This window comes from Stenotrophomonas sp. YJH_SMC_133 (genome assembly GCF_059370655.1).
Window position 1 is genome coordinate 172,851 of sequence record NZ_JCAFTW010000006.1, and the last position, 19,647, is coordinate 192,497.

Sequence of the window (19,647 nt, forward strand, 5' to 3'; positions counted from 1 at the left end):
ACGCGGTCCAACGGCCTGCCGCCGCGATCGCCACGCCGCGCTGGCAGGGCAGGGGCGCGGCTCAGCTCAGTGGCCCGCTTCGGTTGCCAATCGCTCCAGGTCAACACCCTGGCGACGAAGTGTACGGCCAGCCGCCCAGGCGTAGAACGCCAGATAGCAGAAACACAGCACGCCAATGATGAAGCTGTAGTGCACGCCGACCTTGTCGGCCAGTGCGCCCTGCGCCCAACTGACGATGCCGCCGCCCATGATCATCATGATCAGCAGGCTGCTTGCCTGGTTTGTGTGGCGGCCCAGGCCGCTGATGGCCAGGGTAAAGATGCAGGGCCACATCGTGCTGCAGAACAGCCCGACACTGATGAAGGCGATCACACTGGTCATGCCGGTGGTGAACATGCCGACCAGCTGCGCCGCAATGCCACACACGGCAAAGTACAGCAGCATGCGCGACGGATTGCCCCTGCTGGCCAAGGTTGCAATGATCATCAGGACGATCACCGGCGCGTAGTGGAGGAACTGTGCGGAGTTGTGGCCAGAGATCGCGTTGACGGCAAGGTAGATGGCGAACGCGACGAACGGCAACACCAGCATCAACAGCTTCCGGGTGCCTGCGCGCACATCGAACGCGCCTGCGGCACCACCCCAGCGGCCGATCATCAGGCTGGCCCAGTACAACGACACGAACGGGGCGATCACCGAGGTTTCCAGCCCCAGTCCACCCTTGCTCAAGGGCTGCTCAAGGTAGGCTGGAAGATTGTCGATGGTCGATACCTCCACGCCGACGTAAAGGAAGATCGCGATCATGCCCATGACCAGCTGCGGGTAAGCGAGCGCAGATCTGCGATCTGTCTGGTGATCTGCCCCGGTTGCACCTGCGGGGACCGTCGCGGACAGCTCGACATGATTGGGCACGCTCGAGAGCCGCAGCAGCACGGCTACCAGTACGAAGGCGGCGCCCAGCACCAGGTATGGGATCTTTACGCTCTCGATGCTCGCCTCTGTGTTGCCCGCTGACACGCTGCCAAAGATGGCAATGCTCACCAGCAGTGGGCCTACCGTCGCGCCCAGGTTGTTGACACCGCCAGCCATGGTCAGGCGCTGCGATCCAGTGGCCGGATCACCCATGATCACCGCCAGCGTATTGGCTGCGATCTGCTGGAGCGAGAAGCCCAGGCCAACGATGAACAGGCCGGACAGCATCAGTGCAAACGAGCCGGTGTTGGCCGCGGGATAGAAGAGCAGGGCACCCAGTGCCGAGACCAGCAGGCCAAGGCAGATGCCGTTGCGGTAGCCCACCCTGTGCAGCAGGTCGCTGCCGATGGCGCGGGAGACGGCGATGTAGATCAGCGAACCGGCGGTGTAGGCAACGTAGAAAGCCATCGCCACGTACATGCTCTGCGCCTGGCTGAGATGGAACGCCTTCTTGAACACCGGAATGAGGATGCCGTTGCTTGCGGCAACGAAGCCCCAGAAGAAGAAGACGGTGATGAGTACACCGAACTGCGACCAGCGGGTTGTGTGTTTCATGATTCTCGTGTCATCGCGGGCAGGGCGACGCCCCGTGCGTTGTCGCACAGGGCGGGACGTGGTGATTGCGCACGGAGGGCCGGCGAAACCGGCCCTCCTTCAAGGCTGCGTTGCTCAGAACTGGTAACGCAGGCGCAGGCCGTAGCTGCGCGGATCGTTCAGGAAGCGGACGTTGATGCCGGAACCCACCAGGGCCTTCTGCGAGACGTCGTTGCCCAGCAGATTGTTGCCCCAGGCTTCCACCCGCCAGTTGCCGCTCAGTGAGGTGAAGCCAATGCCCGCGTTCAAGGTGGTCTCGCCCTTCTGGCGGTCAGGGAAGCCGGCCGTAGCGGCACTTTCGGTACGGTCATGGACCAGCTCACCAGTGGCCGGATCCTGTCGGATGAACTCTACGTCCCGGTTGTTGTACTGGGTGAGATAGAAGGCCGAGCGGTACGAGGCCAGCAACTGCCAGTCGAAGGTGCCAAAGCGCAGCTCGGTCGTATGCTGCAGGCGCACGTTGAAGGTGAGCTTCGAGGCCAGCGGCAGTTCATTGCCGGACAGGTCGATCAGCGAAGTGGCACCACCGGCGTCGTAGTTCTGGCTGCGGACATCGGCGACGGTGCCGCGCTTGATCTCGCTGTCCATCCAGAGTGCATTGATGTTGACCATGAAGTTGTGCGGGAATCGCAAGGTGCTTTCCGCCTCCAGGCCGTACACAGCGGACTTGCCGACGTTGCGGTTGACCAGCGCATAGCCGGTGGCTTCACCGGTGGTCGGGTTGGTGGCGATCACCGCCAGGTCCTGGAACACCTGGTCGCTGTAGTCGTAATAGAACCCGCTGACGTTGAAGGTCGAGGTGCGACCCAGCATCTGGAAGGAGTTCTTGCTGCCGATTTCGTAGGCAATGATCGATTCGGGCTTGAAGGTCTCGGGAATCTCCTTCGGATCAAACGTGTCGTTGAAGCCGCCCGCCTTGTGGCCGGTCGACACCAGGCCGTACAGCAGGCTGTCGTCGCTCACGTCGTACTCGAAACCCGCGCGCCAGTCGGTAAAGCTGAACTTGCTCTTGCCGAACTGCTGGGCTGGAATCGCGCTGACCTGGGCCCAGCTCTGGTACGGGCAATCGACGGTATCGCCACCGATGTCGGGGCGGTCCACGCAACCAAATGGGCCGCCATCGGGCACCGCGCCGATCTGCTGCAGCAAGGTGTCGTTGCGACCGTGTCGCAGCACGCCCTGCAGCAGGAAGCGGGCCATCTCCGCCTGCGAGGTGATGTTGCTGACATCAAAGTTCGGACGGCTCATGAACGCGGGCTCGAAGCCGGGCGTGCCGAGGCGCGTGGCAAAGTCCCCGCCCTGGCCAGGCAGGCCCAGCGACCAGTTGCCGCCGATGCCGTAACGCGACTTCTTCTCCTCGGAGTAGCGCAGGCCGCCCTTCAGGCGCAGGCGATCGTTGACGTCGAACGTGCCATCGGCGAAAACGGCGGAAGACTTGCCATTGACCTTGGGCATGGTGAATTCAGTGCCCGAATACCAGCGCCCTTTGTCCACCAGCGAAAGGTAGCCCACCCGCTGGTCCTCGTTGAAGTGGAACAGGCCGGTGGTCCAGCGCAGCCGCTCGTCCTGGTCGGACGTGAACCGCAGCTCATGTACCTGCGACTCCGACTCGGTCAGCCAGTACTGGGTGGAGTAGTTGTCGTAATCGATGCCACCGGGGTTGCTGGGCGATACCGGATCGATGTTGCGGCCCGGCCAGAGGATGCCTTCGCTCTGCGCATTGGTCTGGCGGTAGTCCACGTTGCGGTAGCTGCCGTTGTACTCCACCGCCACCTTGCCGAAGTCGTAGGAAATGCTGGTCTGCGCCCCCCAGTTGGTGCTGTCGAGCTTGCCCTGCGCGCCACGGTAGATGATCTTCCGCAGGTCGACATCGTCCGGCAGGTAGCCGGCCCTGGCGGCGGTGTAGACGTTGGCGCCGGGATAGCCCGTGCCGCCTTCCTTGCCGATGTCGGCCATGGCGAAGATCGACAGCTTGTCATCCGGCTGGTAGAGGAACGACAGTCGAGCGCCCCGGTCGTCCTGCACGCCAGCCGGTTCCAGGTCCTGCGCGCGCCCCGCATTCTTGAACGGAGAGTCCTTCTCCACCTTGTAGCCAGCCACGCGGAAGGCCGCGCCACCACCGATCGGGAGATTCAGGGCGAACTCGCCACCGCGATGGTCACGATTGCCGGCCTCGGCCTGAACATACCCACCGAACGCTTCCAGGTCGGGGCGCTTGGTGATGATGTTCAGCGTGCCGGCCAGCGCATTGCGGCCGCGCAGCGTGCCCTGCGGGCCCTTGTTGATTTCCACCCGCTCGACATCGTAGAACATGCCGCCCAGACCGCGCGGTCGTGCAATGTAGGCCCCGTTGATGTGAGGCGCGGCGCCCGGATCACCCAGTTCGGTGTTGTTCGAAGAGCCCACGCCGCGGATGAAGATCTCCAGGTTGCCTTCCTGGTTGGCCATGCTCATGCCCGGCACCAGCGCCTGGATGTTGCGCAGCTCATTGTTGATGCCCAGCGCACGCGTATCGTCCGCGGAAATTGCCTGGGCGGTACCTGCATATTTCTGCAGGTCCTGTTCCCGGCGTTCGACAGTGACGATGACGGCGTCCAGCGTTGAGGCCTCCCGTGCCTCGCTGGTGGCGGTCGAGCTGCTTTCCTTGACTGATTGCGCTGCGACCGGCAGCGCTGCAGTGGCGGTGACGATGGTGGCAAGTACTGCCTGTGCGAGTGTGCTCTTCCTGAAATGGCCGGTCATAGGGTCCCTCTCTCCCCATAAGTGATGTCTGGACGTTCCCGCGCCACGCGCCGGACGTGGGCTCTTGTAAGCGCGACCTGACAACGCTGTCAATCAGAATGAACGATGGATGACCAGAAGCTCGGGAAATCAGACAGTTGAGCGATCAGCAGTGCTGCCTGGCACGCCGCATTTGCTGCAATGCGAAACGAAATCGAGCGGCGTTGCGCCCTGCCTGCGAATGCAACGGCTGGATTGGAACCATCAGAAAGCGGATCGGCAGCAAGGGCCATCGGCTTCGCGTATCCGCTGGCGGGCTGCGGGGCCATGCAGGTGGCGTGGTGCTGATGCTGTCATGTGGCCGGGCATGACTTCAGGCACTCCGTCTTGACTACAGTTGTAGTCAATATGGGCAGGCATTCACCGGAAGAGATGCCCATGAAAACTGCACGATGGTTGTCCAGCTTCGCGGCCTTGATGCTGGCCCTCCCTGCACTGGCCAGCACGACCACCACGGCCGACGCCGTCGCGACGATCGAACGCAACGCCCGTGCCGCGCATTCCGACGCGGTGCTTGTCTGGAAGGATGGAAAAGCACTGCTGGAGCCAGAGCCAGAGACTGGCGAGGAGCCGGTTCACCTCATGTCTGCCACCAAGTCGGTGGTGGCGCTGGCCGTCATGCTCCTGCTGGACGACGGAAAGCTGGCCTCGGTCGACGAGCCGGTAAGCAACATCTTCGCGGAGTGGAAGCAGGGGCGGAAAAGGGACATCACGGTACGCATGCTGCTGGACCATACCTCCGGCCTGCAGAACATGGCCAACGCGGGGGAAGAGCTGGAAGCTGCGCCGGACCTGGTCAAGCTCGCACTGGCGGCAGAGCTGAGCAGCGATCCAGGTACCACGTTCTCCTACAACAACAAGGCTACCAATCTGCTGCCCGGCATTGTCGAGCGTCTGGCAGGGGAACCGATGGATGCCTACCTTGAGAAGCGCCTGTTCAAACCGCTGGGCATTGCCCGATATACCTGGTTGAAGGACGGTGCGGGCACCCCCTTGGGCATGGCCGGATTGTCGCTGAGTGCCCGCGATCTGGCGAAGATCGGGCAGCTGCTGCTTGATGGCGGCGTGACCCCGGCGGGTACGCGCGTGCTGAGCGAGCGGTCGGTGGCGCTGCTGACTGGAGCAAGTGCCCGCTCCCCGGATGTTGGTCTTCTTTGGTGGCGCATTCCAGCATGGGAGCGTTATGAGCTGAAAGGCCAGATGGCCGGCTTCCTGGCGCGGCATGGGGTCAGCGCTCCGGTCCAGCAGGCATTGCTGGCCACCGGGGGCAGGGTATTCGACAGCAAAAGTGCATTGATTGCGTACGTGGCCGAGCGACTTGGGGCGGACTGGCCGCAGCACTATGGCAGCGAGATCACCGGTCGTGGACTCAAGCTGTCCGACATGTTCGACATCCAACGCGGCCCCACCGTTGCCTACGCCGCCAACGGTTACCTGGGCCAGCACCTGGTCATCGTTCCGCAACAGCGCGTGGTTGCCGTGCGCCTCATCCACCGACGCGACAGCCATCGCGCGCCACTGGATGACTACGCGACATTCCCGGCGGATGTACTCACGCTGGCCCAGGCGCTTCAGTGAACGGGGGAGCCGGGCCTGCGCCCGGATCCTCGTCCACTGCTTCATGCTGCTGGCCGGAGTGGCAGGGTCTGGCAGGGCGCGCCACTACTTCGGCATCAGCACGGTATCGACAACGTGGATGACGCCGTTGGATTGGTTGACGTCGGCGATGCTGATGCCTGCTTTGCCACCCTTGGCGTCGATCACCCACAGCTTGCCGTCGTGGAGCGCCACGGTAAGCGGCTCGCCTTGCACTGTCTTCAGCGTGGCTTTTCCACCGTGCTTCCTGGCATCGGCCAGGAGCTGGGCGGAACTGAACCGTCCTGGGACCACGTGGTAGGTGAGGATCCGGGTGAGCTGCGCCTTGTTTTCAGGCTTCACCAGTGTATCGACCGTGCCTGCTGGAAGCTTGTTGAAGGCGGCATTGGTGGGCGCAAAGACGGTAAAGGGACCGGCGCCATTGAGGGTCTCGACCAGGCCTGCGGCCTTGACCGCTGCCACCAGCGTGGTGTGATCCCTGGAGTTCACGGCGTTTTCAACGATGGTCCTGGTCGGGTACATCTCGGCCCCGCCAACCATTACCGGATCTGCGGCGAAGCTGGCGGAAGCGGCTGAGACGAGTACGGCGAAGCTGACTGCGGCGGCGATGCGCTGAAGAGCGTTCACGGTGCGTTCCTCGATAGGATGCCCGCACAGCGCGGGCATCCTACATACGGCTGGCGGGAGCGCCTGGATGCACCGGATGCAGGCCGGGTCAGTCAGGGAGAGCGCCGTGATGCGTGTCGAAATTCTCCCTGCAGCGGCGGAATTCCTCGGCGTGTCCCACTACCCAGGTCCACATCGGGATCATAAGAACCAGCAGCTCCCTGCCCAGCGGAGTGATGGTGTACTCCACGCGCGGCGGAACCTCACGGAAATCCTGCCTATGGATCAGTCCGTCCCTTTCAAGCTGACGCAGGGTACGCGTCAGCATACGCTGCGTGACTCCTTTCATCCGCCGCGCCACATCGGCGTGACGCAGTGTTCCGTAGACCCCCAGGGCGTGAATGATGCCCAGCGACCAGCGGCTGCCGGCATGCGCGAGCACCTCGCGGCGCAGACCGTCGTCGTCCGCGCTCATGCCGTCGCATATCGATTGTGAATGTCGCAGAAGCTCATCGGTGCTCATGAACGGTGCGGTCGGTATCATCGGTGTGCCTTCTTACGTGGCAACGAGGGAGGGGCGCAGAATCGCCGCCATCGTACACACAGATGGTGGTTTCAATGTCTCCCCCGATTGTTTCCCGCTCAATCCTGGTGCTGGGTGCCGGCGAACTCGGAATGCCCGTCATCCGCAACCTGGCCCAGCTCGCGGTCGTGCATGACGCAACCATCAGCGTGATGCTGAGGCCTGCGTCGATTGAATCCACACTACCGGACAAGCGTACGGTCATTGACCAGATCCGCTCGCTGGGAGTGGCCCTCGTTCCTGGCGACCTGGTCACTGCCACGGTCGATGAGCTGGCTGATCTATTTTCCGGTTATGACACGGTCATCGGCTGCACCGGCTACGCCGCTGGCCGCGACACTCCCATGAAGGTAGCGCGCGCCGCCGTGAAGTCGGGCATTACCAGGTACTTCCCTTGGCAATTCGGGGTCGACTTTGACGCCATCGGACGCGGCGGGCCACAGGATCTTTTCGACGCCCAGCTGGATGTACGCGACTATCTCCGCTCACAGGCCGAAATGGACTGGGTGGTCATTTCCACCGGCATGTTCACCAGCTACCTCTTCGAGCCGGAGTTTGGCGTCATCGATCTTCCCGGCAGAAAGGTCAATGCACTTGGCACAGCCTCCAATGCGGTTACGCTGACCACACCAGAGGACATCGGTGCAATGACTGCACAGATCGTCTTCCACTCGCCCCCCCTTCGAAACGAGATCGTCTATCTTGCGGGAGACACGGTCCGTTATGAGCAGCTGCCCGCCATCCTTGAGGAAAAGTTCGGTGCTCCCTTCAAGCTGATCGTGTGGAGCGTTCCCCAGCTGATGGAGGAGCTTGCCAGTGACCCATCAAACATGATCAGGAAGTACCGTGCTGCCTTCGCCCAGGGCAGGGGCGTCTCCTGGAGCCTGGACGGGACGTTCAATGCCAGCATTGGCGTGAAACTGGAGGGTGTCGACGACTGGCTGAAAGCCCACTTCGAGACTTGATGAGCCGTTGAGCGGCAATCGCGTGGACGAAAACGGATTCTCCTACAGACTCCAATCGACCCGCAGGCCGGCGATCAACGCATTCGGCAGGTCCCGCTGGCGTGCGGGTTCGTTGAACTGGTCCGGATGCACGATGTAGTGCAGGTTCGGCGCGACCCGAAGCTGGGGGGTGACCTGGATGCCATAGCTCAGCTCCATCATCACTTGGCTCCCGTGCGGGGTGCCGCTGCCGCCCGCTGCGGCACGGGCAAGGCGCAGGTTTTCCAGCGCGATGCTGCTGTACTTCTGCTGCGTCACGACGAAGGCGATGCTGTCCTGCGGTCGGCTGGCGAACGTACCTTTCTGCACCAGCCCGGCCTGAAGGAAGTGATCCTCGATCACCTGGCCGGAGGTGCCCTTGAGCGCGGCGCCGAAAAGGGTCAGGCCACGGCCGCTGCCATCGCTGCTGAGCTGCTGCTCGAAGCGGGCGAACGCACCGGAGCGACCATGACGTGTCGCGTACTCCTGGCCACTGCGCAGCGCCGGCATGCCATTGGCATCGCGCAGCGGGTCGCGGTAGGTCGAGTTGTCCTGCCAGCCACCCAGTTCGTAGCGGGCCTTCAAGCGCGCCGACGCGGGGCTGCGCCAGCCGATCGTGTAGGGCACGATCCAGCCAGTGGCCTGGTTCGTGCTCCATTTCAGGCCGTGCTGGCCATCTTCGGCCTGGCTCGGGTCGACCTGGTACGCGCCCACGCGTACGTAGACATCCGGCGTCACCCATGCCGTGGCATCAGCCATCCAGCTCGATACCGGCCACCAGGTGAAGTTGCTGGTACGGAATACGTAGGTCGGGTTGCCGCAGGCCGAGTTGCCCTGGAAGTACTGGCACAACTCCGAACCTAGATGATGGATGTTGGCGACGCTGCGTCCCGCCTCAAGCACCAGCCGGTCGTCCAGCAGTTTCTGCTCCAGCGTCAGGTTGGCCAGGCGCGTGCCCTGGCCACCGAAGATTTCCTGCACCGAGGTGCTGTTGCCCGTGCTGCTGTTGGCGAGGTTGGTGCCATGACGATTGATGCCGTAGGCCTTGATCGTCGCGCCTCGCCAGCCAAACGCAGCGTCCAGGTCCACGTCGGCACCGAACATCAGTTGGCCGGCATAGGCCGTGCCGCTGCGCTTGCCCCCATCGAGCGTGGCGGCGGCTTCGCCGGTGTAGGCGAGCTTGGGAGTGAAGACGTCGCTCGCGTCTGCGGTGGCAGCCAGGGATGGCAGGGCAAGCGCGATCACCATCGGCAACACGTGTCGGGAAGAGCGGGTCATGGGCGAGGGTCCTTGTGCAGGGCGTAGGTCGCTGCGCCCCTGCGTGCGCAGGGGAGGTGGCAGGGTCTTGGCGATGGGGTGGATCAGGCCGGCGTGGTGACCGGCTTCTTGAGGATGCGCAGCGCGACCGCAGTGACAGCCACGCCGGCCAGCAGTGCCAACAGGTAGATGCCGAGGTGAGTGACTGCGTTCGGGATCGGCAGCACGAACACGCCGCCGTGCGGCACCTTCAGCTCGACGCCAGCCGCCATCGAGATTGCACCTGCCACGGCAGAACCAAGGATCAGCGCCGGAATGGTGCGCAGCGGATCACGCGCGGCGTAGGGGATCGCGCCTTCGGTCACGAAACTGAGGCCAAGCACGCTGGCGGCGCCGGCCGTGCCTCGCTCTTCCGCGGTGAAGCGATTGCTGAACAGCCATGTCGCCAGCGCGATACCCAGCGGCGGCGTCATGCCGCCGATCATCGTGGCCGCCATCGGCGTGTAGACCTGGCTGGAAATCAATGCGGTAGAGAATGCGTAGGACGCCTTGTTGACCGGCCCGCCCATATCCACCGCCATCATTCCGCCCAGCAGCAGGCCAAGCAGGATCGCGCTGCTGCCCTGCATGCTGCGCAGCCAGTCGGTCAGCCACGCCAGCAGCCCGGCGACCGGCGTACCGATCACGTGCATCATCAACAGGCCGACCAGCAGCGTGCCCAGCACCGGCAGGATCAGCACCGGCTTGAGGCCTTCCAGGCTGCGCGGCAGGCGCAGCGCACGGTTGATCCAGTACACGCCATAACCTGCAATGAAGCCAGCCAGGATGCCGCCGATGAAGCCAGCATCCATGTTCACTGCTACCAGTCCGCCGATCATGCCGGGCGCAATGCCGGGCCGGTCGGCGATGGAGTAGGCGATGTAACCGGCCAGCGCCGGCACCATCAACATGAAGCCGGACTTGGCGCCGATCTGGAACAGCGACCACGCCAGCGTGCCCTTGTGCGCGTCATCGAAGGCATAGATGCCGCCGAGTGCGAACGCCAGTGCGATCAGCAGGCCACCGGCAGTGACGAACGGCAGCATGAACGACACGCCGGTCATCAGGTGCTTGTAGGGGCCGGTGGCCCTGGTTTTTTCGGCCGTGCGGCCCGGAGTCGCGCTACCTGCCTGCACGCCGGCCTCGGCCAGCGCCTTGCGGATCAGGTTCTGGCCATCGTTGATCGCCGGCTTGGTGCCACTCTTGAACAGGCGCTTGCCGGCGAAGCGCGACAGATCGACTTCGCGGTCTGCGGCGATCAGGACGAGGTCTGAGGCGGCGATTTCTTCGTCGCTCAATGCGTCCTGCGCGCCGACCGAGCCCTGGGTTTCGACCCGGATTGCATGGCCCAGCGCCTTGGCGGCCTGTTGCAGGCCCTCCGCCGCCATGAAGGTGTGGGCGATGCCGGTGGGGCAGGAGGTGACGGCGACGATGCGCTTGCCCGCATGCGTGCCGGCGTTGCCCGACACCGCGGCCGCGAGCGGTGCGAGCGCCGCAACCGGGTCGTCCAGTACCTCGCCCAGGCTGGCATGCACGATCCCGGCATTGGCGAAGCGCGCGATGTCCGCCTCACCCTCACCCACCAGCAGCAACTGCGTCGCGGCGGCGGCGTCCGAGGCAGACAGTGCGCCGGTCACGCCCTGGTCGCTGCGGATCTCGATCATCAGCTCGAGCCCGCGCTGGCGGGCGGCGCGGCGCAGCGCTTCGGCGGCAAGAACCGCCTCGATGCTGCGTTCGCCGGCGGCGATGACTACGGTGAAAGCGTGCATGGAAACTCCTGGAATTCTTCGGGCTCGTGCTTGCCGAAAGCGCTGCGGTCGGCCCGAAGCCGCCGCCGTGCTCCCGGCAGGGGGGTCAATCCAACCGCTCGATCAGTACATCGCCGGTCCACCCGCGTACCTGCGCCGGGTCCAGCCGTCGTGCGTCACCGCTTTGCAGCCGGCTCATCGAGAACGCGGTCGCCAGCCGCGCGCAGCCGTCCAGATCGATGGACGGCTCCAGCAGGGCGGCAGCGATGCCGGCCACCATCGCGTCGCCCGCACCGACCGTGCTGCCCTGGGCCAGTCGCGGCGGTCGTGCGACCAGCGCGCCGCTGCGATCAATGAACAGCGCGCCGTCGGTGCCCATCGAGATCGCTACGAGCGCAACGCCACGTTCGACCAAGGCCTGGCCAGCGACGCGCAGGGCGCTGCGGCCCGGCAGCGGGGTGCCGGTCCAGGCCTCCAGTTCGTGGCGGTTGGGCTTGACCGCGTAGGGCAGTGCACCAGCGGTGTCACTCAATGCAGCCACAAGTGCGTCGCCGCTGGTGTCCAGCAGCACGCGCGCACCGGCGGCGGCGGCCTGCGCCTGCAGTCGCGCCCATGCATCGGACGGCAGTCCAGACGGCAGGCTGCCGGACAGCACCACCGGAAGGCCCGGCAGCAGCAAGGCACCAAGCCTGCGCGACACTGCGTCCAGAGCGGCATCGTCGAGGGCCAGGCCGGGCAGGTTGATGTCGGTGGTTTCGCCGTTGTCCTCGTCAACCAGCTTGATGTTGGTGCGGGTGCTGCCGGGGATACGCAGGCAACCATCCACCATGCCGCGCGTGGAGAAGAGCGCGCCGAACACACCGTCGTTGCCGCCACCGAGCACGCCCAGCGCGGCGGTCGGCACGCCCCAGTCGGCCAGGCAGGCGGCCACGTTGATGCCCTTGCCACCCGCATCGTCGCGGCTGCTGCGGGCGCGGTGCACATGGCCCGGCCGCAGGCTGGCCAGCCGCACGGTCTGGTCGATCGCCGGATTCAAGGTAACGGTGACGGCGCGGGCGTTCATGCGCGGGCTCCGTCGAGGGCGCGCACCTGCTCGGCGGTTTCGCAGTCCAGCGCCGTCGCAGCCAGCGTTTGCAGATCGGCCAGCGCGCTGCCACGCAGGCGTGCCTTCACGGACGGGATGTCGTTCGGGGTCATCGACAGTTCGTCCACGCCCAGCCCTGCCAGCAGCATTGCGCCGAACGGATCGCCGGCCAGGCCGCCGCAGACACCCACCCAGCGCCCCTGCGTGCGTGCGCCGTCCACCGTGGTGCGGATCGCGCGCAGCACGGCCGGGTGCAGGCTGTCGGCCTCTGCGGCCAGCTCCGGGTTCTGGCGATCGATCGCCAGCACGTACTGGGTCAGGTCGTTGGTGCCGATCGAGAAGAAGTCGGCGTGGCGCGCCAGCACATCGCTCTGGGCGGCCGCGGCCGGTACTTCGATCATGATGCCGATCGGCACGTCGGGTGCCTCGAGTTCGGCGCGCAGGCGCTCGCAGATGGCACGCAGTGCGACCAGTTCAGGCACCGAGGTGATCATCGGGAACATGATGGACAGGCGTGCACCGTCCTTGGCTGCGCGGTACAGCGCACGCAGCTGCGGCTCAAGCAGATCCGGGCGGCGCAGCAGCAGGCGCGCGCCGCGCACGCCGAGGAACGGGTTCTCCTCGTGCGGCAGCTCCAGGTGGGCGACCTGCTTGTCGCCACCGATATCGAGCGCACGCACGATCAACGCATGGCCTTCCAGCGCTTTGGCCATCGCCATGTAGGTTGCGTACTGCTCCTCCTCGCTGGGCGTGCTGCCGCGTTCGAGGAACAGGAATTCGGTGCGCATCAGGCCGACACCTTCCGCGCCCTGTTCCAGCGCCAATGGCACCTGCTCAGGCAGGTTCACGTTGGCGCCGATGTCGATGCGATGGCCGTCGGTGGTCTGCGCCGGCTGCGCGCGTTGTGCGGCTTCGCGCGCGCGGATCTGCTGCTGCTCGGCGATCCAGGCGCGTGCCGAAGCAAGATCGGCCTCGGAAGGGGACAGGTAGAGCCGCCCGCTGCTGCCGTCGATGATCGCTTCGCGGCCGGCCTTGATCGCCAGCAGTTCGGCGCCACCGGCAACCAGCGCCGGCAGGCCGAGCGTGCGCGAGAGGATCGCAGTGTGCGACGTGGGGCCGCCCTGTGCGGTGGCGAGGCCGAGCACGCGGGTGGTGTCAAGGTTGGCGGTATCCGAGGGTGACAGGTCGGCGGCAAGCAGGATGCACGGTTGCGCCGGTAGATCTGCCAGGCCGCCACCGGCCGCAGAGGCGTCAAGCTGCGCCAGTACGCGCCGACCCACATCGCGCAGGTCGGCAGCGCGCCCGGCCAGCACCGGATTGCCCAGCGCCGCCAGCCCGGAGGCGATCTGCTCGATGGCCTGGTGCCAGGACCACGCGACGCCATGACCTTCAACCATCAGCTGGCAGGTGCGGGTAATCAGGTCGGTGTCGTCAAGCAGCGCAGCCTGTGCCCTGAAGATCGCCGCATCCGAGGCGCCAAGGCGGCGCTGGGTGTCGTCCTGCAGCGCGGCGAGCTGCTGGCGGGTACGGCTGAGTGCATCCTGCAGGCGCGCGCCGCCCTCGCCAAGCGGGGCAGGGCGATCGGCAACATCGGCCTGCGCGCTGGCCAGTACATGCACCGGACCGATGGCCAGCCCGGGGCTGGCGCCGATGCCGACGATCGCTGCCTGCGCTTCGGGCGGATTCCAGCCGGCGACCGGCGCCGTCTTTCGCTGCGCTGCACGCTCCGCATCGGCCTTTTCCTGCGCGACCAGCCCGTCCATGGTCTTGCGTAGTGCAGCCAGCAGTGCGGGGGCATCGGCGCCTTCGGCAGAAACACGTACGGCATCGCCCTCGCGAAGCCCGAGCTGCAGCAGCGCCACCAGACTCTTGGCATCGGCCGCCTGATCGCCCGCGCGCACCTGGGCCCGGGCCATGAAACCCCGCGCCGTCTCGGCCCAGCGCGTGGCCGGGCGCGCGTGCAGTCCGCTGGGGTAAGCAATGGTCCAGTCGAAACGCTCGGCCAGGTCCGTCACCGGTACGTGGGCGACGCTGACAGTCGCATCACTGGCCAGCGCATTGACGATTTCACTTGCATCGGGAGTAGTGAACAACCGCTGCAGCGCGGCCTCGTCCTGGATCAGGCGGGTCAGCCTGCGCAGCAGGGTGATGTGGGTATCGGACTGGGCGGCAATGCCAACCACCAGGCGGGTGACCTGGCCGGGGTTCCATTCCACGCCTTCCGGCAACTGCAGCACCGCAATGCCGTCGCGGCGCACCAGGTGGCGGTCCTCGCCGAGCCCGTGCGGGATCGCCACGCCATGGCCGAGGAAGGTGTTCGCCAGCGCTTCGCGGCGTCCCATGCTGGCCTCGTAGCCCGGCGCCACGCAGCCGGCAGCGACCAACATCTGGGCCACCTGGGCGATGGCATTGGTCTTGTCCTGTGCCCGCGCATCCAGGCGGATCAGTTCCCGGCTGACGGGGGAAGGGGAGGTCAGGGGCGACAAAGCGGGCTCCGGGGGGATGGCTGAGGCGTATTGGGAACGTTCCCACTGCACATTTCAATGTGCACTGCACAAAAAGCCAATAGTCCTTTGGCGTTAGCATTGTCCTGAACAGCCATCCGGCCATGAACAGCCCACGTTTCCGGGAACGTTTCCAATGAGCATCAGCATCAACGACGTCGCACGCGTGGCGAGGGTGTCCAAATCCACGGTGTCACGGGTGCTCGGGGGCGGTCCGGTCAGCGAGGACGTGCGCGGCAGGGTCGAGCTGGCGATCCGCCAGACCGGCTATCGACCCAACCTGCAGGCAAGACGGCTGCGCTCCCGGCACACCGGCATCATCGGCTTGATCGTGGCGGATATCCGCAACCCGTTCTTCACGGCGCTGATCCGCGCCGTGGAAGAGGTGGCCTATCGCGAAGGTCTTCGGGTCACCCTCTGCAACACCGACGAGGACCCCGAGCGGGAGGCGCTGTATCTGCAATTGATGCACGAAGAGCGCATCAGTGGCCTGATCTTCGCGCCAACCCGGACCACGGTGGGCCGGCTCGAGCGGCTCACGCTGGACTATCCGACGGTGCTGGTGGACCGTGCCGCGCCCGGCGGTCCGATCGACAGCGTGGTACTCGACAATCCGGCAGCGATGGCAGGCCTGGTCGAGCATCTGGTCGAGCGCGGCTATCGGCACATCGGCGGATTGTTCGGCAGCACCAGTACCACCGCGGCCGAGCGACGTGACGGTTATCTTGCTGCGATGCGCACGCATGGGTTGCAGCCGGACTACCGTGAGGTTGAACCCACGGCCGAAGCCGCCATCGCGACGGTCGATCAGTGGCTCGCTACGCCGTCCCGCCCCGAAGCACTGGTCACCAGCAACAGCCTGCTGTTGATGGGAGCATTGAAAGCCGCCCGCGGCGCAGGGCTGGCGATTCCAGAGGCGTTGGCACTGGCCGGCTTCGACAACGAACGCTGGACCGAGCTGGTCGAGCCGGGCATCACCGTGATCGAGCAACCGGTTGAGGAGATGGGGCGGGCCGCGATGTCGCTGCTGCTTGAGCGCCTGCGCACGCCGGAGCTGCCGGTACGCCGACTCGTAATGACGGGCCGGTGCGTGGTCAGAGGGTCGACGGCAGCGCGATAGCTCGGCGCCCGATCGCGGCGAAGCCTGGGAATGCCGCCCGGGTGTTGGCGGGCCAGCCGCTGTCTGTTACAAGCCATCTGTCCACAACCAGCTAGCTCGACTTTGCCCCACGCTGTGTGCATCCCACAGGAACGCGCCAAGGACTCCGACATGAACGGACATCACGAACCCCAGGCGCGCCGCCTCACGCGTCGGCTCCTCGCACTTGGCCTCTGCGCCCTGGCAGGATCCGCCCTCGCCGGAACAACGCAACCGGCACGCACCTGGCTTGTCAGTGGAGCCGAACTCATCACCCTGCTGCAGGGCAAAGGCGCTGATGGGTTCTGCGACGGCGAGCAGTGCCGGAACCTGTCCAGCGCTCGCGCCAGCGCCTACATCCAGGGCGTTGCCGATGCCAGCCACGGCCAGTGGTGTGGCCAAGGCAGGATTCTTCCGCATGAGCTGGTCGACCGTGTGTCTTCCCATCTCCGGCAGTTGCCCCGCGAGCGATTGCAGCAGGATGCGTTTTCACTGGTTGCCGAAGCGCTGCGGACCGCATTTCCCTGTGGTGGTGGCGCGTCGCGGGGTGGCAGTGCCGAGCCCGGCAAAGACGAATAGGACGGGCCGCGCCCGACGCGTGACGACGCGAACGTCCTACACCCTCGCGACACGGTGCATTCACGGCCACCGACACCCGCGCTGCCCACACTGCATGTTGCTTCCACAGCACGAGGTGCCCCATGGCCACCTGTGATGTCTGCGGCAACAACTACGACAAGAGCTTCACCCTCCAGCAGGGCGGGCGCAGCGGCACGTTCGATTCGTTCGAATGCGCGATCCACGCATTCGCACCGCGCTGCGCACACTGCGATTGCGCTGTTATCGGGCATGGTGTTGAAGGAAACGGCCAGATCTTCTGCTGCGCACACTGCGCCGGTCATTCAGGTGTACAGGGTTTAGCCGACCGGGCCTGAGTCGCCGTCAACGCCATCCCGCTCCTGCCCAGAGACAAGCGAAGAAACCCGCGCGACCCGCGCTGCGCCCGAACCAGCAAGCAGCGCCAGTGCCCGCCGCTTCTGCGCTGGCATCCCCGCCACGGCCTCCGACGCCAACACCACGTGGAATTCCCTGGCGTTGGCGTCCAACGCTGTAGCCAGGACACACGAATCGGCCGTCATGCCACACAGGCAAAGGCGGCGCACTCCCAGTTTGGCCAGCAGAATCGGCAAAGGGCTGGCCAGAAAGGCCGAGTGCTTGGGCTTGAGCACGAAGTAGTGACCAGGCAAAGGCGAGAGAAGGCTGGCGATTCGCCCCGCCGGGCCACCGTCTCGCCGGCACTGTTCCACCTGCTGGCGGAAGTCGCGCTTCCAATCCGAGAAATTGTCATTGGCGTAGATGACCGGCCAACCGCGTTCGTCGAAGTGATCCCTCAGGCGCCGGATCTGCCGGGCCGCCCGCTCTGCCGCCGGCGCCAGCTTTTCAGCGCCAGGGAAGTCGAATCGGCTGAACATGTCGATGATCAGCAGGGCCGTCGATGGATCATCTCGCATGGCTCAATCACCTGTCTGCGCGTGTGGGGCCTCAACCGGCTTGGATTGCGGCGAGTCCTTCTGGCGCAGGAAAATCGTCAGCACCACCAGGGACAGCACGGCCAGGAATTCGCTCTGCCAGTTCTGCATGGATTCGAACCAGAATGTGCTGCTGGCGAGGTGCTCCACAAAGCCTGGCGGCGGCAATCCCTTCAACTGCTGTTCGGCCTCCTCGGCACGCCAGCTTCCCACTGCATGCAGCGTAAAGCTGAACAGGAACAACAGCCCGAACGCGATCGCAAGCGAATGACCGTAGAGCGTCTTCCATGGACCACCGCGCCTTACCGGCCACGGCGTGGGCCCCGGCTCGACGCGATTCTGTTCCTGCGCAGGGTCCAGCGGCCGCGATTCGGCCGAGCCGCGCTGGCGGAGGCTGACCGTCAGGAGCACATACATCCCCATCTGCAGGAACTCGCTCTCCCAGTTCTCGAATGTCGCGCTGACGAAGTGCCCCGTCGCGAGGTAGTGCCAGAGATCGATCGGCGCGCGTCCGTGCTCGACCAGATCCTGGTTGTGCACGTGATGCCCGGCAACCGCCTGCCCAACGATGAACACAAGCGTGAGCACAAGCAGCACCAGCGAGAGACCGTTGCGTTTCCACATGCAACACCTCGTTCAGTCTGTTCCAGAGGCCGTGCGTGAAGCTTGCGCGGGTAGCAGGCCATGACCCGTGAATCCGGCGCATCCAGAATGTGAGGCGGACTCAACGCTTTCCTGTCGGGTCAGGATCAGGACGTTCGTAGTCTTCCGGTACGGCCTTGGGGCCATCGCCGTCGTCGGGCATGTCGTGCTCCTTCCACTTGGCTCGATCGTTGCGCCGCTTGTCCGGCGTGTGCGCCTTCGACTGATCGTCCACGTCTGTCGTCGGATTGAAGGGCAGCTTGTCGTTCATGGGCAGCTCCTGCGGCTAAAGACCGAAGACTGCACCGGGCCGGGTTAACACCATGACCCCGTGGAATGAACGCCGTGCACACCGGGATGTCACCGAAGCGGGATGGCGGCCTTGCGATGCTGGCGTCCCGAGCTCCTGGAGAAGCACGATGCAGGCATTGACCTATCACGGCCGCAAGGATGTGCGAGTCGAGACCGTACCGGACCCGGTACTGGCGGCCGAGGATGATCTGATCCTGAGGGTAGCTGCCACCGCCATCTGTGGATCGGACCTGCACCTGTATCGCGGCAAGATTCCGGATCTGCACGATGGCGATGTGCTCGGCCACGAGTTCATGGGCGTGGTGGAAGAGGTCGGCAGCGGCGTGACCCAGGTGCAGCCGGGCGATCGTGTGGTGATCCCTTTCGTGATCGCCTGTGGAGAGTGCTTCCATTGCCGCCTGGCCGAGTATGCCGCTTGCGAAACCACCAATACCGGCAAGGGCGCCGCACTGAATCAGAAGGGCATGCTGCCTCCGGCCGCATTGTTCGGCTACAGCCATCTGTATGGCGGCGTGGCCGGGGGCCAGGCCGAATTCGTGCGTGTACCGAAGGCGAATGTAGGCCCGCTGCGCATTCCGGAAGGCATTGCGGATGAGCAGGTGCTGTTCCTGTCCGACATTCTCCCCACCGGCTACCAGGCTGCGCTGAACGCAGGGGTGAAGGCGGGCTCGACGGTGGCCATCTTCGGTGCGGGCCCGGTGGGGCTGATGAGCGCGGCCTGCTGCCGCCTGCTGGGCGCAGAGACCATCTTCATGGTCGACCATCTTCGTTACCGTCTGGATTATGCGCGCCGTACCTACGGTGTGACGCCCATCGACTTCAAGGAGATCGAAGACCCGGCGGACTACATCCTTGCCCAGACCAGCGGGCGGGGCGTGGACGCCTGCATCGAGGCGGTGGGCTTCGAGGCCGAGGGCAGTGCGCTGGAGTCAGCATTGACTGCCGTGAAGCTGGAGGGCAGCAGCGGCGTGGCGATCAGGCAGTGCATCGCGGCAGCACGCCGCGGCGGCGTGGTCAGCATCCCGGGTGTCTACGCTGGCTTCATCCATGGTTTTCTGCTGGGTGATGCGTTCGACAAGGGGCTGACGTTCAAGATGGGGCAGACCCACGTGCAGGGACTGATGCCGGAACTGCTCGACGCAATCATGGAAGGAAAGCTGCACCCGGGTGACATCATCTCGCACCGGATGCGCCTGGCCGATGCAGCTCAGGGCTATGCAATGTTTGATGCCAAGGACGATGACTGCCGCAAGATCGTATTGACACCCTGAGAGTGCCG

18 protein-coding genes are annotated in these 19,647 nt (G+C 65.1%); 6 read left to right on the forward strand and 12 right to left on the reverse strand.

Annotated features, from left to right (window positions below; genetic code table 11):
* Positions 1-66 precede the first annotated feature (66 nt).
* The 3 genes from AC5P78_RS10525 to AC5P78_RS10535 all read right to left on the reverse strand — a co-directional run bounded on the left by AC5P78_RS10525 (position 67) and on the right by AC5P78_RS10535 (position 4,580).
* Positions 67-1,575, reverse strand: coding sequence for an MFS transporter (locus AC5P78_RS10525; protein ID WP_111108932.1), 1,509 nt, complete (start codon positions 1,573-1,575; stop codon positions 67-69).
* A 66-nt stretch (positions 1,576-1,641) separates the two neighbouring features.
* Positions 1,642-4,308: a TonB-dependent receptor gene (locus AC5P78_RS10530; protein WP_414498208.1), complete on the reverse strand. Its 2,667-nt coding sequence runs from the start codon at positions 4,306-4,308 to the stop codon at positions 1,642-1,644.
* 89 nt (positions 4,309-4,397) lie between these two features.
* Complete coding sequence (locus AC5P78_RS10535; RefSeq protein ID WP_143566030.1) at positions 4,398-4,580, reverse strand: hypothetical protein; 183 nt, start codon at positions 4,578-4,580, stop codon at positions 4,398-4,400.
* Between the two features lie 145 nt (positions 4,581-4,725).
* On the opposite strand from AC5P78_RS10535, the gene AC5P78_RS10540 reads away from it, so the two are divergent.
* Positions 4,726-5,925, forward strand: a complete 1,200-nt coding sequence (locus AC5P78_RS10540; RefSeq protein ID WP_171956706.1) for a serine hydrolase domain-containing protein — start codon at positions 4,726-4,728, stop codon at positions 5,923-5,925.
* Between the two features lie 84 nt (positions 5,926-6,009).
* Here AC5P78_RS10540 and AC5P78_RS10545 read toward each other — a convergent pair whose 3' ends face one another.
* Both AC5P78_RS10545 and AC5P78_RS10550 read right to left on the reverse strand, forming a co-directional pair.
* Complete coding sequence (locus AC5P78_RS10545) at positions 6,010-6,609, reverse strand: fasciclin domain-containing protein (RefSeq protein ID WP_012480305.1); 600 nt, start codon at positions 6,607-6,609, stop codon at positions 6,010-6,012.
* A 49-nt stretch (positions 6,610-6,658) separates the two neighbouring features.
* A complete protein-coding gene (locus AC5P78_RS10550) occupies positions 6,659-7,072 on the reverse strand; it encodes a winged helix-turn-helix transcriptional regulator (protein WP_065183596.1) in 414 nt (137 codons plus the stop codon).
* Between the two features lie 95 nt (positions 7,073-7,167).
* Between AC5P78_RS10550 and AC5P78_RS10555 the strand changes: the two genes are divergently transcribed.
* A complete protein-coding gene (locus tag AC5P78_RS10555) occupies positions 7,168-8,097 on the forward strand; it encodes an aromatic alcohol reductase (protein WP_032963456.1) in 930 nt (309 codons plus the stop codon).
* Between the two features lie 42 nt (positions 8,098-8,139).
* Here AC5P78_RS10555 and AC5P78_RS10560 read toward each other — a convergent pair whose 3' ends face one another.
* The 4 genes from AC5P78_RS10560 to ptsP all read right to left on the reverse strand — a co-directional run bounded on the left by AC5P78_RS10560 (position 8,140) and on the right by ptsP (position 14,729).
* A complete protein-coding gene (locus AC5P78_RS10560) occupies positions 8,140-9,393 on the reverse strand; it encodes a carbohydrate porin (protein ID WP_099527473.1) in 1,254 nt (417 codons plus the stop codon).
* Positions 9,394-9,476: 83 nt separating this feature from the next.
* Entirely contained in the window at positions 9,477-11,180 is a 1,704-nt protein-coding gene (locus tag AC5P78_RS10565) for a PTS fructose transporter subunit IIC (RefSeq protein ID WP_414498209.1), read from the reverse strand.
* An 85-nt stretch (positions 11,181-11,265) separates the two neighbouring features.
* On the reverse strand, positions 11,266-12,222 hold the full coding sequence (locus tag AC5P78_RS10570) for a 1-phosphofructokinase family hexose kinase (protein WP_099527474.1): 957 nt from the start codon (positions 12,220-12,222) through the stop codon (positions 11,266-11,268).
* On the reverse strand, positions 12,219-14,729 hold the full coding sequence (gene ptsP / locus AC5P78_RS10575) for a phosphoenolpyruvate--protein phosphotransferase (protein ID WP_414498210.1): 2,511 nt from the start codon (positions 14,727-14,729) through the stop codon (positions 12,219-12,221). The genes AC5P78_RS10570 and ptsP overlap by 4 nt, the downstream gene beginning before the upstream one ends.
* A gap of 154 nt (positions 14,730-14,883) precedes the next feature.
* On the opposite strand from ptsP, the gene AC5P78_RS10580 reads away from it, so the two are divergent.
* The 3 genes from AC5P78_RS10580 (at position 14,884) to AC5P78_RS10590 (ending at position 16,820) form a co-directional block, all read left to right on the forward strand.
* Entirely contained in the window at positions 14,884-15,867 is a 984-nt protein-coding gene (locus AC5P78_RS10580; RefSeq protein ID WP_005409711.1) for a LacI family DNA-binding transcriptional regulator, read from the forward strand.
* A 150-nt stretch (positions 15,868-16,017) separates the two neighbouring features.
* Complete coding sequence (locus tag AC5P78_RS10585; RefSeq protein WP_099527475.1) at positions 16,018-16,464, forward strand: Rap1a/Tai family immunity protein; 447 nt, start codon at positions 16,018-16,020, stop codon at positions 16,462-16,464.
* A gap of 122 nt (positions 16,465-16,586) precedes the next feature.
* Complete coding sequence (locus AC5P78_RS10590) at positions 16,587-16,820, forward strand: metallothionein (RefSeq protein WP_005409710.1); 234 nt, start codon at positions 16,587-16,589, stop codon at positions 16,818-16,820.
* Here AC5P78_RS10590 and AC5P78_RS10595 read toward each other — a convergent pair.
* From AC5P78_RS10595 to AC5P78_RS10605, 3 genes are all read right to left on the reverse strand, one after another.
* Positions 16,803-17,396, reverse strand: a complete 594-nt coding sequence (locus AC5P78_RS10595; protein WP_005409709.1) for a cysteine hydrolase family protein — start codon at positions 17,394-17,396, stop codon at positions 16,803-16,805. The two genes, AC5P78_RS10590 and AC5P78_RS10595, sit on opposite strands and share 18 nt — an antisense overlap.
* Positions 17,397-17,399: 3 nt before the next feature.
* Positions 17,400-18,038, reverse strand: coding sequence for a DUF6766 family protein (locus AC5P78_RS10600; protein WP_005409708.1), 639 nt, complete (start codon positions 18,036-18,038; stop codon positions 17,400-17,402).
* A gap of 100 nt (positions 18,039-18,138) precedes the next feature.
* Positions 18,139-18,327: a hypothetical protein gene (locus tag AC5P78_RS10605; protein ID WP_005409707.1), complete on the reverse strand. Its 189-nt coding sequence runs from the start codon at positions 18,325-18,327 to the stop codon at positions 18,139-18,141.
* Positions 18,328-18,475: 148 nt separating this feature from the next.
* On the opposite strand from AC5P78_RS10605, the gene AC5P78_RS10610 reads away from it, so the two are divergent.
* Positions 18,476-19,639 carry a zinc-dependent alcohol dehydrogenase gene (locus tag AC5P78_RS10610; RefSeq protein ID WP_414498211.1) on the forward strand — a complete coding sequence of 388 codons (1,164 nt, stop codon included), beginning with the start codon at positions 18,476-18,478 and terminating at the stop codon, positions 19,637-19,639.
* The last annotated feature ends 8 nt before the right edge of the window (positions 19,640-19,647 follow it).

Bases quoted from the DNA above. Each gene is read 5' to 3' on its own strand.
- AC5P78_RS10540 (WP_171956706.1), top strand. From the start codon at position 4,726: ATGAAAACTGCACGATGGTTGTCCAGCTTCGCGGCCTTGATGCTGGCC.
- AC5P78_RS10605 (WP_005409707.1), bottom strand. From the start codon at position 18,327: ATGAACGACAAGCTGCCCTTCAATCCGACGACAGACGTGGACGATCAG.
- AC5P78_RS10600 (WP_005409708.1), bottom strand. From the start codon at position 18,038: ATGTGGAAACGCAACGGTCTCTCGCTGGTGCTGCTTGTGCTCACGCTT.
- AC5P78_RS10530 (WP_414498208.1), bottom strand. From the start codon at position 4,308: ATGACCGGCCATTTCAGGAAGAGCACACTCGCACAGGCAGTACTTGCC.
- AC5P78_RS10545 (WP_012480305.1), bottom strand. From the start codon at position 6,609: ATGCCCGCGCTGTGCGGGCATCCTATCGAGGAACGCACCGTGAACGCT.
- AC5P78_RS10560 (WP_099527473.1), bottom strand. From the start codon at position 9,393: ATGACCCGCTCTTCCCGACACGTGTTGCCGATGGTGATCGCGCTTGCC.
- AC5P78_RS10570 (WP_099527474.1), bottom strand. From the start codon at position 12,222: ATGAACGCCCGCGCCGTCACCGTTACCTTGAATCCGGCGATCGACCAG.
- AC5P78_RS10580 (WP_005409711.1), top strand. From the start codon at position 14,884: ATGAGCATCAGCATCAACGACGTCGCACGCGTGGCGAGGGTGTCCAAA.
- AC5P78_RS10585 (WP_099527475.1), top strand. From the start codon at position 16,018: ATGAACGGACATCACGAACCCCAGGCGCGCCGCCTCACGCGTCGGCTC.
- AC5P78_RS10555 (WP_032963456.1), top strand. From the start codon at position 7,168: ATGTCTCCCCCGATTGTTTCCCGCTCAATCCTGGTGCTGGGTGCCGGC.
- AC5P78_RS10590 (WP_005409710.1), top strand. From the start codon at position 16,587: ATGGCCACCTGTGATGTCTGCGGCAACAACTACGACAAGAGCTTCACC.
- AC5P78_RS10535 (WP_143566030.1), bottom strand. From the start codon at position 4,580: ATGGCCCTTGCTGCCGATCCGCTTTCTGATGGTTCCAATCCAGCCGTT.
- AC5P78_RS10595 (WP_005409709.1), bottom strand. From the start codon at position 17,396: ATGCGAGATGATCCATCGACGGCCCTGCTGATCATCGACATGTTCAGC.
- AC5P78_RS10550 (WP_065183596.1), bottom strand. From the start codon at position 7,072: ATGAGCACCGATGAGCTTCTGCGACATTCACAATCGATATGCGACGGC.
- AC5P78_RS10565 (WP_414498209.1), bottom strand. From the start codon at position 11,180: ATGCACGCTTTCACCGTAGTCATCGCCGCCGGCGAACGCAGCATCGAG.
- AC5P78_RS10610 (WP_414498211.1), top strand. From the start codon at position 18,476: ATGCAGGCATTGACCTATCACGGCCGCAAGGATGTGCGAGTCGAGACC.